The organism is Cupriavidus sp. GW821-FHT02F09 (assembly GCF_059421605.1).
The window spans coordinates 115,629-130,204 of sequence record NZ_JBWKVH010000014.1; the positions used below are offsets into that span (position 1 = coordinate 115,629).

At 64.9% G+C, this 14,576-nt stretch carries 9 protein-coding genes; all 9 read right to left on the reverse strand.

The genetic code is table 11. The features are described from left to right. Nucleotides 1-51: 51 nt before the first annotated feature. Nucleotides 52-1,635, reverse strand: coding sequence for a hypothetical protein (locus AC07XB_RS17920; RefSeq protein WP_492830626.1), 1,584 nt, complete (start codon nt 1,633-1,635; stop codon nt 52-54). Between the two features lie 2 nt (nt 1,636-1,637). Beyond that, nucleotides 1,638-3,203, reverse strand: a complete 1,566-nt coding sequence (locus tag AC07XB_RS17925; RefSeq protein ID WP_492830625.1) for a hypothetical protein — start codon at nt 3,201-3,203, stop codon at nt 1,638-1,640. 9 nt (nt 3,204-3,212) lie between these two features. After that, entirely contained in the window at nt 3,213-5,501 is a 2,289-nt protein-coding gene (locus tag AC07XB_RS17930) for a T6SS effector phospholipase Tle3 domain-containing protein (protein WP_492830624.1), read from the reverse strand. 146 nt (nt 5,502-5,647) lie between these two features. Then, a complete protein-coding gene (locus AC07XB_RS17935) occupies nt 5,648-8,317 on the reverse strand; it encodes a type VI secretion system Vgr family protein (protein WP_492830646.1) in 2,670 nt (889 codons plus the stop codon). A gap of 11 nt (nt 8,318-8,328) precedes the next feature. Continuing rightward, nucleotides 8,329-8,940: a T6SS effector amidase Tae4 family protein gene (locus AC07XB_RS17940; RefSeq protein ID WP_492830623.1), complete on the reverse strand. Its 612-nt coding sequence runs from the start codon at nt 8,938-8,940 to the stop codon at nt 8,329-8,331. 75 nt (nt 8,941-9,015) lie between these two features. Then, nucleotides 9,016-9,501 (reverse strand): Hcp family type VI secretion system effector, encoded by a 486-nt coding sequence (locus AC07XB_RS17945; protein ID WP_043344077.1) that lies wholly within the window; start codon nt 9,499-9,501, stop codon nt 9,016-9,018. 128 nt (nt 9,502-9,629) lie between these two features. Continuing rightward, the gene (gene tssC / locus AC07XB_RS17950; RefSeq protein ID WP_492373356.1) at nt 9,630-11,123 is read right to left on the reverse strand and encodes a type VI secretion system contractile sheath large subunit; all 1,494 of its coding nucleotides are present in this window, start codon (nt 11,121-11,123) and stop codon (nt 9,630-9,632) included. 49 nt (nt 11,124-11,172) lie between these two features. After that, nucleotides 11,173-11,706, reverse strand: coding sequence for a type VI secretion system contractile sheath small subunit (gene tssB / locus AC07XB_RS17955; protein ID WP_492373355.1), 534 nt, complete (start codon nt 11,704-11,706; stop codon nt 11,173-11,175). 51 nt (nt 11,707-11,757) lie between these two features. Next, entirely contained in the window at nt 11,758-14,490 is a 2,733-nt protein-coding gene (gene tssH / locus AC07XB_RS17960; protein WP_492830622.1) for a type VI secretion system ATPase TssH, read from the reverse strand. Nucleotides 14,491-14,576: the final 86 nt, after the last annotated feature.

A 14,576-nucleotide genomic window follows, 5' to 3' on the forward strand; every position in this document is an offset into this window, starting at 1 on the left:
CTATCTGGTTTCTACACGGCAGCCTGGGCTACCGTCCCTGCATCCCGTTTCTCACCCTGCTCGTTTGCCAAACCACGGCCAGTACGCACGGCCCTCGCCACGCGCGCGGTCCCATGTCTTCACCGGCGGCTGCCAGCCCGGTGGCGGCGCAATCAGCACCGCCCACGCATCGTCCGGGTTGGCCAGACTCGTCACCACCGCGCTCTTGCCGCTCTGGTTGGCGTAGGCCGCCGCAAACGCCGCGTTGACGGCGAAGCTGGCCGCGCCGGCTGGCCCCACCATCTGCTCTGACACGCTGTGCACCGCATCGGCCTGGTCCAGATCCGGCCACTGACGGTGCAGCGCCTCGCGCAAGGCCCGGGTCTGCGCCACGATCTGCGGCGACTTGGGATGCACGTCGTGATAGACCCGCTGCACCGGGCTGGCCTGCGGCGCCTGCGCGGCCGCTGCCTTGAGCAGGTCATTCCATGCCCCGCCGGGATTGCCCGCGTTGGCGTGGATGCCGCCCTCGCGCTGCTGCGGCGCATAGATGGCCGCCAGCGGCGCGTAGCCCCAGTCCGCACTGGGATGCCCCAGGATCAGGAAGGCCGAGTTCTCGTTGGTCTGCGCCCCCAGCGGATAGTTGGGGGCATCCATGTTCCAGACCCATACCAGGCGCTTCGGATTGGCTTGCAGGTAGGCCAGCGCTTCGCGGAGCGTATAGAAACCCACGGTTTCCGTGCCGGCTGCCACCGTCACCGTGGGCAGCTTGCCGTTCGGATTGAGCAGCACGCTCTTGCACGAGGCCGCAAAGGCCACCCGATCGAACACCAGCCGGCGTACTGCGTTGATGGTCAGGGTCCGCTCGCCGATGATCATCTCCTCGGACGCCGGTACTCCGCGCATTGGCTTGCCATCCAGGCCTATATGCATGGTGACCCAGTAGTCGCGCATGCGTTCCTCGGCGTGTGCCGCATCGTAGGCGATCACACTTGGCGCCGGCACGCCGGCCGCTTTCTGTTTGCCCAACATCCTCTGTTCACTCGAAGTTGGTGTCTCACTGAGATAGGTCGGCGTACCGATCCAGCGTTGCGCGATGCCGGCAAAGACGCGCGTGTCCATGTAGTCCGGCCGGTCAGTCCCCTGGCGCACCGAATAAAAGTAGTTTGGGTCGATCGCGTAGGTATCGAGCGTACGAAGTGGGTTATCGAGCAAATCGCCCAGGCTCTCCCCATAACTGATCCGAAGATTCGGGATGTCCTCGACGCGCCTGCCCGGGCTGATCCCGGTGACCAGCCGACCCACGGCGTCCCCAAGCTTGAAGCGCTTCGCTTCCGTGTCGTCCGCATTGGGCTGCGCCAGCCCCTGCGCCCACAGCAGGTTCCATTGGGTCGGGTAGCTGCGACGCATCAGCGGGTTCAGCCATTGCACCCCCAGCACCAGCGCAGCCGGCGCGGTGGCGGGATCGGTATTGGCGGCAGCCGCTGATGGGCGCGGCCATGCGACGGGCTTGCGAGAATAGTTGACGCCGGACGACTTGCAAGCGGCCAGCAAGAAACAGACACTTGTCGCAATGCACACGCGCGCGACAAGATGGCTCTTGCCTGATGCCTGCCTGCCCCGATGCACGAGGGTGCGGATATCCCTTTGCCTCATTGTCACCCCGCTCGTTTGCCAAACCACGGCCAGTACGCGCTGCCCTCGCCACGCGCGCGGTCCCATGTCTTCACCGGCGGCTGCGGCTGCCAGCCCGGCGGCGGCGCAATCAGCACCGCCCATGCATCGTCCGGGTTGGCCAGACTGGTCACCACCGCGCTCTTGCCGCTCTGGTTGGCGTAGGCCGCCGCAAACGCCGCGTTGACGGCGAAGCTGGCCGCGCCGGCTGGCCCCACCATCTGCTCCGATACGCTGTGCACCGCATCGGCCTGGTCCAGATCCGGCCACTGACGGTGCAGCGCCTCGCGCAAGGCCCGGGTCTGCGCCACGATCTGCGGCGACTTGGGATGCACGTCGTGATAGACCCGCTGCACCGGGCTGGCCTGCGGCGCCTGCGCGGCCGCTGCCTTGAGCAGGTCATTCCATGCCCCGCCGGGATTGGCCGCGTTGGCGTGGATGCCGCCCTCGCGCTGCTGCGGCGCGTAGATGGCCGCCAGCGGCGCGTAGCCCCAGTCCGCACTGGGATGCCCCAGGATCAGGAAGGCCGAGTTCTCGTTGGTCTGCGCGCCCAGCGGATAGTTGGGTGCGTCCATGTTCCAGACCCATACCAGGCGCTTCGGATTAGCTTGCAGGTAGGCCAGCGCTTCGCGGAGCGTATAGAAGCCCACGGTTTCCGTGCCGGCTGCCACCGTCACCGTGGGCAGCTTGCCGGTCGGATTGAGCAGCACGCTCTTGCACGAGGCCGCAAAGGCCACACGATCGAACACCAGTCGGCGCGCTGCGTTGATGGTCAGGGTCCGCTCGCCGATGATCATCTCCTCGGACGCCGGTACTCCGCGCATTGGCTTGCCATCCAGGCCTATATGCATGGTGACCCAGTAGTCGCGCATGCGTTCCTCCGCGTGTGCCGCATCGTAGGCGATCACACTTGGCGCTGGCACACCCGCGCGGCTCTGCATCCAGAGCACCTCGCGTTCAGTCGAATTCGGCGTTTCGCTGAGATAGGTTGGCGTGCCGATCCAGCGCTGTGCCATACCCGCAAAGACGCGCGTGTCCATGTAGTCCGGCCGGTCAGTCCCCTGGCGCACCGAATAAAAATAATCTGGGTCGCTCGCGTAGGTATCGAGCGTACGAAGTGGGATATCGAGCAAATTGCCCAAGCCCTTCCTATAGCGAATCTGAAGATTCGGGATGTCCTCGACGCGCCTGCCCGGGCTGATCCCGGTGACCAGCCGGCCCACGGCATCCCCAAGCTTGAAGCGCGCGGCCTCCGTGTCGTTTGCATTGGGCTGCGCCAGCCCCTGTGCCCACAGCAGGTTCCATTGAGTCGGGTAGCTGCGACGCATCAGCGGGTTCAGCCATTGCACCCCCAGCACCAGCGCGGCCGGCGCGGACGAGGGATCGGTATTGGCGGCAGCCGCTGACGGGCGCGGCCATGCCACGGGCTTGCGAGAATAGTTAGACATGTGGGATCCGGACTGACAGGCAGATAGAACTAGGCAGAGGCACGTCACGACCCTGGCGGCAAGGCGCATTCGGAGACGGCGCGAATTGGGCAGCAGGCACATTATCGGCACCTAGGCGACGCGGGGGCCATTGCCACCCGCGTCATTGTTGGCCTGCAGCGGCCAGGTGTTGCGTTCGCCATTGATCCGCAATGTATCAAGGCAATTCCCCTCCCCCTCTCCGACTAGCTGGCTGTTGTACTTGGGCAATTCCCTCAGGTTCGTGCCACCTATCGCTGCAGACGCGTAGTACTGATATTCATTGTCCTTGTCACTACCCACGTCATCCTCCCTGGGCATGCACCACCGCCAATCGGCCATACGCCGCAACTGATTCAGTTCCGCCGCGTTGAAGTAGCACACCCCTACATCCACGTCATAGGCCAGCACGTGTTCGCTATGCGCCGGGTTGGTCAGGATGGTCGAGTGGTTGGTGGCCTGCTGGTCCACGCCCTTGGCCAACAGGCCCATGCGGGTCTCTTGTGCATAGTCCCCAAACCTGGTGTTCCCGATTTCGCCGTTTTGCTTGGCGTTGAGCTTCTTCACATCTGCCTCGCTGTAGGGCGAGTCCGACTGCAGGCTCCCATCCTCGGCATAGATATGCCGCCGCGCCTTCTGCCGGATGGCTGCGTTCTGGTCGTAGCGCATTGCGGCCTCGCTGGCGGCATCGCCATGTCCGCTGGCACGCTGCCCGGCATACGGGTCGTCGCTGCCCGACGTATGGGCCGCCTTCAAGGCATCGGCGGCAGACTCCTTGTGGCGGTTGAATGGCCCTCTCACGCGCGGGTCGTCCGCGCCGGTGGCCGTCTTGAGCCCGCTCGGGGTTTCGCCTTCCCGTTTCTGTCCGTTCCCCCGCGCCAGGTAGAGTGCGCGGGGTTCGATGCCACCACTGGGTACCGCGGGCGCGTTGACCTCCACCGACCACTGCTTCTCCGGGTCTGCGTTGACATACGCCACCTTGCCTCCCGCGGCAGTGATGCCCTTGAGCACTAGATGCGCGAAGCCGCCAAGCAGAGTCACCCCGGCCTTGCCCAGCACGCTGCCACGCGGGTCCTCCCAGATCTCCTGGATCTGGATGCCCAGCCGGTCGGCCTGGGGCTCCCAGAACTGGTTTTTCTCCAGCCGGGCCCCGATCGTATGTTTCCAGTAGTTGTAGCCGAATCCGGAGCAGGCCCCCACCTTGAACGGCTCTCCGCCCGGCAGGACCGCCTGCGCCCAGACCCGCTGGTACAGCACGCCCTCGGCCTTGGTGGCCTTCACTTCATCCGGGCTCAGGCCCAGCCAGCCCATGCCCTGCACCGTCGACACCGAGATCACCCGGTCGTGCGGATTGCAGTAGAGAAAGACCCGCTTGCGCGTGGCGCGTGCAGTCCGGTCCTTGTCCGCCTTGCATGCCGCGTCGCCGTTGCGCGGGGCGCAGTTCATGACCTCGCGATTGACTTCCTTGTCATCGGCATGCTTACCCGGCCCATTGCGCACCATGTCGAAAAAGGCCGCCAGGCTCTGGGCCCGCGCTTCATGCGTGACCCGTCCGCGCATGGTCGTCAGGTCGTACTGGGAGAAATTGTCGACCCTGATCTTCTGCAGGCTGTAGGGCGCGTTCGCCAGCACGTAGGTATCCGCCACGCCCAGCCCCCCGAGATCCGGGTGATTGGCCCCGAAAAATGCCGAGCCGATGCCGATCATATTGCCCTGGCTGTGGCAGACCACCGTGACCGGGCAGTCCTTGCCGTCATACCGGGCGCGGTGCAGCTCGCGCACGCGCGCCACCAGCTTGGCCAGGCGCCAGGCGGCAAAGGCCTGGTAGTGGCGAGGCGGACAGTCATAGATCAGCCGGTCGCTGGGGTTCATATCCTGCAACGCCACCCCGAGAAACAGCCCGGTATCGACACCGCCGCCAAACATGTCGGGCAGTGCCGAGCAGCCGTTGGCGAACGGGCCGCCACCCCAGGCGTCCGCCTCATCGAGCAGGATGTTTCCACCCACCGTCGCCAGCTCCTCCTTGCTGGCCTTGTAGCCCCAGCGGAAGCGGATCACGGGACTGTAGCCATCCATCTGCACAAAGCTGTCGGCACTCAGATCGTCGGGAATGAAGCCGTCGTCGCTCAGCTCCCCCTGATAGATGGCCGGCTGCATTTGCCCGCTGCCCCTGAGGCGGAACACCTGATCGGTGTTGCGCTGCAGCCGGGTGTTGATGCCGGCGCACAGCCCGGCCTCGCTGTCGTCAAACCATTCGCCCATGGAGTTGACGCCATGCACGTAGATCACCACGCCGGGCAGGCGCGCGGGATAATCCACATCCTGCCGCGGGCTTCCGGGCAGGGTCAGTGATTCGGCACTGTAGTCGGCTTGTTGGATCATGTGTGGCTCACGATGCAATGGAAATGACATGGCGGCGGTGGACGGAAGCTGGCGGTGCGTCATGGCAGGGCTGAGCGGGAAACTTCTCGCGGTCAACATTGCGCAACCGGCCCTCGGAGACGTCCCGATCCGCGCCAGCTGAGAATCTATGCACGTTCAGTCCCCTCGCCGTTCGCCCCTGCCTGCGGCATTTGCACGGCAACCGGTCCGCCATCGCCGGACGGCTCTTTACCGAACGTTATCGAGAGCGCTTCCGCCGCGTCGGATGCGTAGAGATCCGTTTCGCCTTTGGCATTACTGACTCCCGTCACCACGCTGCCGTCTGCCTTCACGATCCGGTAAGGCATGTTCGCCACCGGCTGGTTGTCAAGCGGGCGCACCAGTCGGAACAAGCGGCCCGTATCGGCGGCTTCGAATCGCGGCAAGGCACCATGGATGCTCTGCGCGCCCGGCACGTCGAAGTCTCCGGTGTTAAGGTGCACGCGCGTCGGCCCGAAGACATCGACGCAGCCATCGGCGATACGGATACCCGCATTGCCGCTCATGAAGGTGATGCTGGCCTTGGCGTTGAGCAGAATCGCGCCATGGGTGGCCGTCATCGTGATGTCGTTCAACGCATTGGTCATGACGCTGCCGCCCTGCGCTTGCGTCATGACATTGCCCTTGTGGGCAAGGGTGCGGATGTCACCGCTGTGCGCAAAGCTGCTGATCCCCTGACCCGCGTTGACGATGAACCGCTGCCCCGCCGTCAGGTGCTGGTTGAGCCTGGAGACGGTGTCGATATGCTTGCCGGCATAGGTAGTCAGCACCCTGGGCGTGGCGAACGCCATACCCGCCGGCGCATAGGCTCCGATCAGGGGCTGACCTCCCTCGCCTGGCGCATCCTGATGATTGTTGGCGCCAGCGTGCCATTCCTTGACGGCCTGCGTGAGCCTGGCCTGCGGCTCGGTGTCGGCGGCCAACCCTTCATGCGCATGGCCATAGTCGCCCAACGACCTGGCCGCCTCCAGCGCCGCTTCCATGCAGCGGATGAACTCGTCGCGCGACAGGTGCCCACCCACTGCGGCGGCCTGCCCTTCCGCGGTAAAGAACAAGCCCTTCCCGCCGCGTACGGCGCCGTGGCCGTCGGTGCGCAGCTCAAAGCCTTCGCCGCGCTTGTCCTTGCGCCCGGCATTGTCCGGCACCCCGGTCAGATAGCCCAGATTCAGCTGCGAGGCCTGGTGATCGGAGGACAGTTGCGCCTGTATCTGGTCCTGCGTATCGTCCATCAACAGGTGATTGTGGCGCCCGCCAAACAACTCCTTGCTTCGAATCCCCGACAGCGCATGCTGCCCCGGCAGCGCCCACGGCGGCATATTGAGCTGGTTCGGTGCCCGCCCGACGATCAGCGGGCAATCCGGATCGCCGTTGAGGAAGGCAACAATGACCTCCTGGCCGATACGCGGAATATGCATGGCGCCAAACTGCTCGCCGGACCAGCCGTTGACGACACGAATCCACGGTGAAGAGTTCTCGTCGTGCTTCCCATAGCGGTCCCATTCAAACTGGATGTTCACGCTCCCGTGCTCATCGCACCAGATTTCCTGGTTCTTCGGCCCGGTCACGACCGCGCGCTGCAGGCCGGCGACGCGCGGCTTGCCGACCGTACGCGGCGGCCGGAAGACTTCGTCGGTGGGATGGCCTTCAAAAGCCACGCGGCAGGCAAACCGCTGCCGGCTGCCGGACTCGCCGCCGACGTCCTCCAGGTCGAACGTCGTGCTGGTCACGAGGAACTCCCGGTTCAACGCGGGATTGCCGTGATTGCTCACCGTGTAGGTGCAGCCCGGCGCCACGCCGCGCAAGGCACCGACACCGCGCACGCGCCGGCCCCGGGCACGGCGCTCTTCCATGCGGATCCTCGCCCGCATGTCGCCTACCGCCGGCTCCACATAGTCGCCCGGGTACTCGTAGCGCTCAAAGTCGGCAAAGCCGGTTTCGCGTGGCTGGCTGTTGTCGGTGGTCAGGTCCGCCCGCGGCTTGCGGAAGTCATAGTCTTTCAGCGTGACCTTGCCCGTGCGCAAGCGGTTGACCGGGTCGAGGCGCACCAGATGTTCCTGATCCACCTTGAATCCATGCGGATAGATGGGCAGCGTGTGATAGGCCTCACTGGGGAAACTGCGATACGCGCCCGTTTCGGAGGCCAGGATCAGCCGATGGTGCCCGCCGTCGTGCTCAAAGAAGTACGTGATGCCATATTCTTCGGTCAGGCGCTGGATGAAATGGGCATCGGTTTCCCCGCTCTGCACTTCCCAGACCAGCTTGGGGTAGATCGATACGTCAAGACGCTTCTCCACCGAGAACGGATAGTCCGCCAGGACCTCATCCAGGATCTCGATGACTGTCTTTTTCTGGAAGGGCTTGAAATCCGAAGTCTGTGTGGCGAGCCACAACCAGGGCCGCAACGTGAACCGGTACAGGCGATTCTCCGCAGCGCCGCCAACCTGTTCGATCTCCGAGATGACACCGGTGATCTCCCGCTGCCCGGCACCAACACCGCCCAGCAGGCCCGTGCCCATGCCATCGAGCTCGATCGTCACCGTCATCTCGCGCCCGATCATTTCATCGGGGTCCGCCTCGGCGAGGAACTGCTCGGCCGCTGGCGAGACCGCTCGCAGATCGACCTTGTAGGTAAACAGTTCGCTCAAGCCTTCATGGCCGGAGAGCCGCACAAATTCCAGCTGCGGCTGCCCGAGCAGATCGGGGATGGCTGCACTGGAGACGCTGACTGTCCGGCGCCGTCTTCCCATGAGGTTCTCCACATCATTTCGCATGCTCATGAGGTCATCTCTCAGGCCAGTGGCCAGAAGTAAAGCGTTGAGCGGAACCCGTAGCTGCCATCCGCATCGGCCGTGTCGGCGTAGCCCATGTCCTCGTAGCCGAGCTTGTTGTCGCGCCACGCCATGCGCCACCCCATGCGCCGCGTCGAAGCTGCCAGCACACGATTCAGGTCATGCGATTCGAACGCCGAGGCCAGCCAGGCGTTTCGCAGCAAGTCAATGTGCCCGCCGTCGTAGCCGGGCGTCTCGTCAAAGGCGATGATCCCCTGCTCGGTCCATGTCATCAGACCCCGCAGGTTCGTGACATCGAGCCGACGAGGGGCGCCCAGGTAAGCCGGACCGCTCAGCCGCTCGGCCAGGCGTGCCCGGCTGGTCTCGATCTTCATGCCCTTGTACCGGCCGAGCAGAATCGGATCGTTGCCGTCCACATGGACGCCGCACGCCATTAACGCAAGGCTCATTCGGATCGCGCAGGCGTTCTCACAGGCCGGATCGTCAACGCGGCTTTCCCAGCCAATCTGGCGGAACAAAGCCAGCCGGGACCGGCGCAGGGCGGCCTCGTCGCCGTGCTCGGGCTTCGGATAGGCATGCCAGAGGTCATCGAAGCGCAGTGAGAGAGCCATGTCCGTTGATGGTCAGATCAGGTCAGCGATCCCGCCGGCTACGTCAAGCGTGGCCGGCGGGCACGGTCAAGACAATCAGGCTTCCTTGTTGCCCTTGATGTCGTAGCCCGCGGTCACGGCGCCGCCGCTGCCGCCCTGGGCGTTCTGCACCACGTACTCCTGCTTGATCTTGGAGAACGACAGGGAGACCTTCTCGCGCATGCGCAACTCGTCATCCACCGAACCCTTCGGGCTCACCTTGGTGACGACCACGTCGGTCATGGTGAGCTTCAGGTATTCGAGCGGATTGCCGCCGGCCTTGCGCACGACCAGCACCGCTTCGTTGATGTGCTTGCCGGTCAGGCAGTACTTCATCAGGTTGGGCGAAGCGCGATCGATGAAGTGGTCGAAGGACAGGTCCGACACGGTCGCCTTGCCGGCGCCGCCGCCGCTACCCGCGTGCATGGTGGACTGCTGCTCGATGCTCCAGTCCCAGGCCAGCACTTCGATTTCGTTCTTGTGCGAGGTGTCCTGCGACTCGCCGTCGATGCCGTTGATCTTCAGGAAAATGTCCTGTGCCATTGCAAAACTCCTTCACGTTAAGACAGGTACTGCAGACAAGAGCCACAACAAGGCCCCCGCCCCCAAGGGATCAGGGGCGGGGGTGCCTGATGCGGGACTACCGGTACATTTCAGGCCTCGGACGACGCTCAGGCGGCGTCCTTGACCGATGGCAGGCGCGCCACCAGTCGCAGCGACACCGTCAGGCCTTCGAGCTGGAAGTGCGGGCGCAGGAAGAACTTGGCGCTGTAGTAGCCGGGGTTGCCTTCCATTTCCTCGACGACCACTTCGGCGGCCGCGAGCGGACGGCGGGCCTTGGTCTCCTGCGAGGAGTTGGCCGGGTCGGCGTCAACGTAGTTCATGATCCATTCGTTGAGCCAGCGCTGCATGTCCTCGCGCTCCTTGAAGGCCCCGATCTTGTCGCGCACGATGCACTTCAGGTAGTGGGCGAAGCGCGAGCAGGCAAACAGGTACGGCAGCCGTGCCGACAGGTTGGCGTTGGCCGTCGCGTCGGCGTCGTAATACTCGGCCGGCTTCTGCATCGACTGCGCGCCGATGAAGGCCGCATAGTCAGTGTTCTTGCGGTGGACCAGCGAGATAAAGCCGTTCTTCGACAACTCGGCTTCACGGCGATCGGAGATGGCGATCTCGGTCGGGCACTTCATGTCGAGGCCGCCATCGTCGGTCGGGAAGGTGTGGCACGGCAGGTTCTCCACCACACCACCGCTCTCCACGCCGCGGATCAGCGTGCACCAGCCGTACAGCTTGAACGAGCGGTTGATGTTCACCGCCATTGCGTAGGCGGCGTTGCTCCACACATACTTGCGGTGGTCGGCGCCGTCGGTGTCTTCCTCGAAGTCGAATTCATCAACCGGGTTGGTCTTGATGCCGTATGGCAAGCGCGACAGGAAGCGCGGCATGGCCAGCCCCACGTAGCGTGCGTCTTCCGAGTTGCGCAGGCTGTTCCACGGCGCGTATTCCTGGTTCTGGAAGATCTTGGACAGGTCGCGCGGATTGGCCAGCTCCTGCCACGAGTCCATCTGCAGCACGGACGGCGATGCGCCGGCGATGAATGGCGCATGGGCGGCCGCCGAGATCTTGGCGAGCGAACCCAGCAGTTCCACGTCGGGCGGGGTGTGGTCGAAGTAGTAGTCGGCGACCAGGCAGCCGTACGGTTCGCCGCCGAGCTGGCCGTATTCCTCTTCGTAGATGCGCTTGAAGAACGGGCTCTGGTCCCAGCCGATGCCCTTGTACCGGCGCAGCGTGCGACGCAGGTCCTCCTTGGACACATCCATCACGCGGATGCGCAGCTTGTCATCGGTCTCGGTGTTCGAGACCAGGTGATGCAGGCCGCGCCAGGCCGACTCCAGCTTCTGGAAGGCTTCGTGGTGCAGGATCAGGTTGATCTGCTCGGAGAGCTTCGTGTCGATGGCGCCGATGATGGCCTCGATGCTCTTGTACGCATCGTCGCTCATGGTGAACGCGCTGGCGAGCGCCTGCTCGGCCAGGGTCTTGACGGCGAGATCGACGGCCTCGCGGGCCTGGTCGGTCTTGGGCGAGAACTCGCGGCTGATCAGTGCGGCGAAGTCCGATTGCTCTACGGTCGCGAGGGCTTGCTGTTGCTTTTGTTGGGCGGAAGCCATGGAATCCTTGCTTGATAAGGTTGTTCAGGTAGGCAAGAAGCCGTTCCGGTCAGGACTGGGACGCCTGGGCGTCGCCATCGGTAGCCTGGGGCTTGGGCGCCTTGGCGAGCGACTGCAGCAGCGCGGGGTCCTGCAGCAGTTGATTGATCAGCGATTCGGCACCCGACTTGCCATCCATGTACGTCTGCAGGTTCGCGAGTTGCGTGCGGGCTTCCAGCAATTGCCGCAGCGCATCGACCTTGCCGGCCACCGCCGCTGGCGAGAAGTCCTCGATGCTCTCGAACGTCATGTCGACCATCAGTTGGCCGCCGCCGGCCAGCGTATTGGGAACAGCGAACGCAACACGAGGCTTCATCGCCTTCATGCGCTCGTCGAAGTTGTCGATATCGATCTCGAGGAACTTGCGGTCGGCGACCGGCGGCAGCGGCTCGGCGGGCTTGCCCGACAGATCGGCCAGGACGCCCATCACGAAGGGCAACTCGATGCGCTTCTCCGAGCCATAGACCTCAACGTCGTACTCGATCTGCACACGCGGCGCACGATTGCGCGCGATGAATTTCTGCGAACTGTTCACAACAGACATAGGTCTCCTCAACGGGTGACAAGAGGGGTTGCAAGGACGTGCCGCACGGCGTCAGGCCGCTTCGGCTTCGGGATATTCCGGCCCAACAGCGTCGCGGCCGGCACGGTACTCGGTGTGATAGGTCAGTACGGGCGCATCTGGCGGTTCTCCCGCCAGCCGGATGTCGATCGCAGCCAGCTGGCGCTTCTCCGATATCGCCGACAGCCACAGGCGAGCCAGTTGCGGCTGGACGACCTGCTCGATAAAGCTGATCAAACGGCGAGCTCCGGTTTCGCCAACCGGGCAGCGCGCCACGATGAACTCGACCACGGCGTCGCCATAGGTGAGCGCAATGCCGTGCTGGTCGTGCATGCGGGCCACGACGCGGCCCAGGTGCAGGCGCACGATGCGGCCGAGGTGTTCGGCGGCAAGCGGCAGGTAGGGCACGATCACCAGGCGGCCGAGGAACGCCGCCGGAAAGACTTTGCGCAGCGCCGGCATCAGCGCGTCGCGCAGCGCGGCGGGCTCCGGCATCAGTGCCGGGTCCTCGCAGAGATTCGCCAGGAGATCCGAGCCAGCGTTGCTGGTCAGCAGCAGGATGGTGTTCTTGAAGTCGATGTGGCGCCCTTCGCCGTCTTCCATGTAGCCCTTGTCGAACACCTGATAGAAGACTTCGTGGACGTCGGCATGCGCCTTCTCGACCTCGTCAAGCAGCACCACGCTGTAGGGCCTGCGGCGCACCGCTTCGGTCAGCACGCCCCCTTCGCCGTAGCCGACATAGCCTGGCGGTGCGCCCTTGAGGGTCGACACCGTGTGCGGCTCCTGGAATTCGGAGAGGTTGATGGTGATGAGGTTCTGCTCGCCGCCATAGAGGACATCGGCCAGCGCCAGGGCCGTCTCGGTCTTGCCGACGCCGGAGGGGCCTACCAGCAGGAACACGCCGACCGGCTTGCCGGGATCGGTCAACTGCGCACGGGCGGTCTGGACACGCTCGCCGAGCTGGGCCAGCGCGTGGTCCTGGCCGATGACGCGAGTGCCAAGGGTCTGCGGCAACCGCATGACCGTGGCCACCTCGTCCGCGACCATGCGCCCAACCGGGATGCCCGTCCAGTCGGCGACAATGGCCGCGACCACGGCTTCGTCCACTTCCGTGTACACAAGCGGCGCCTCCCCTTGCGCCGCACGCAGGTCGGCTTCGAGCTCAGCCAGAGACTGCTGAGGCTGCGCCGTGCTCGCCGGCTCGATCACCGGCTCGATCGCCGCGCGTTGGACCAGCGCCTGCCGGCGTGCAACCAGGTCGCTCGCCAGGCTTCGTTCGCGCTCCCAGCGCGCTTCGGCCTGCGCCAGGTCGGCATCGATCTGCGCGCGCCGGGCATGTACGCCGGCTATCCGCTCGGCATCTGCTTTGCCGAAGCCGGCTTCCTTGGCGAGCAGCGCACATTCGGCGTCGGCAGCGGCCAGTTGCTGGCGCAGGTGCTCGACTTCTGCCGGTGGGGCGTGCAGTGACAGCGCCACGCGGGCACAAGCCGTGTCGAGCAGGCTGATGGCCTTGTCCGGCAACTGCCGGGAGGGGATATAACGATGGGAGAGCTTGACGGCGGCACGCACCGCTTCGTCGCGGATGAACACCCGGTGGTGCGCCTCGAAGGTGGCGACCAGCCCCCGCACCATGGCGACAGCCTTGGCTTCTTCTGGCTCCATCACCTGCAGGACCTGGAACCGGCGCGTGAGCGCCGGATCCTTCTCGATGTGGCGCTTGTATTCGCTCCAGGTGGTAGCACCGATCGTGCGCAGCGCGCCTCGCGCCAGCGCCGGCTTGAGCAGATTGGCAGCGTCGCCCGTGCCGGCCTGGCCGCCGGCGCCGACCAGCGTGTGGACTTCATCCACGAACAGGATCACCGGCTTCTGGGACCTGGCGGCTTCCTCCAGCACGCCTTTCAGCCGCGCCTCGAATTCACCTTTCATGCTGGCGCCGGCCAGCAGCGCCCCGACGTCGAGACTCAGGAGCCGGATATCTTTCAAGCTCGGCGGCACCGTGCCCGCAGCGATGGCCTGGGCGAGTCCCTCGATGACGGCGGTCTTGCCAACCCCAGCCTCTCCCGTCAAGAGCGGATTGTTCTGGCGGCGGCGCAGCAGGATGTCCGTCATGGTGCGGATCTCGTGCTCGCGGCCAATCACCGGATCCAGCCGGCCGGCGCGGGCCTCCTCGGTCAGGTCGAGGCAGTACTGGCCAAGGGCAGATTTGCCGGAACCCGTGGGCGCCAAGGCGCCGCTGGCCTCGCCAGGCGTGGCCGGTGCGAGGCCACTGCCGTCGTAGGCCGCTTCCCGGCTTTCGGGCGACTGCGCGACCAACGCGGGAACGGCTTCGACCAGGTCATCGGCACGTACCTTCGCGAACTGATTCGAGATGCCCAGCACCGTACGGCGCAATTCCGGCGTCTTGAGCAGTGCGCTCAGCAGGTAGGCGCCGCGCACGTGGTCATCGGCGAAGGCCAGTGTCGCGTAGACCCACGCCCGCTCCATGGCGGACTCGATCTGGAACGAGAAGTCGCTGATCGACGTGGCGCCGGCTGGCAGCAAGCCCAGCGCGCGCGTCAGGTCGGCTTCCAGGGCGGGCAGGTCGGCGCCGGCATGGCGCAGGATCCGCTGCAGGTCGCCATCGGGGGCCTGCAGCAACTGGTGCAGCCAATGCACAAGCTCCACGTACGGGTTGCCGCGGAGTTTGCAGAAGGCGGTCGCGCTTTCGATCGCCTTGAATAGGGTGGGATTGAGTCGGCCGAACAGCGCCTGACGCGAAATGTCCATTTGATGCCTTGCTCTTTTTTGAATGATCGACTGCGATCGACTGCGCTTGCCCGATGGAGTTCTTGCGATGGAGTTCTTGATTAACC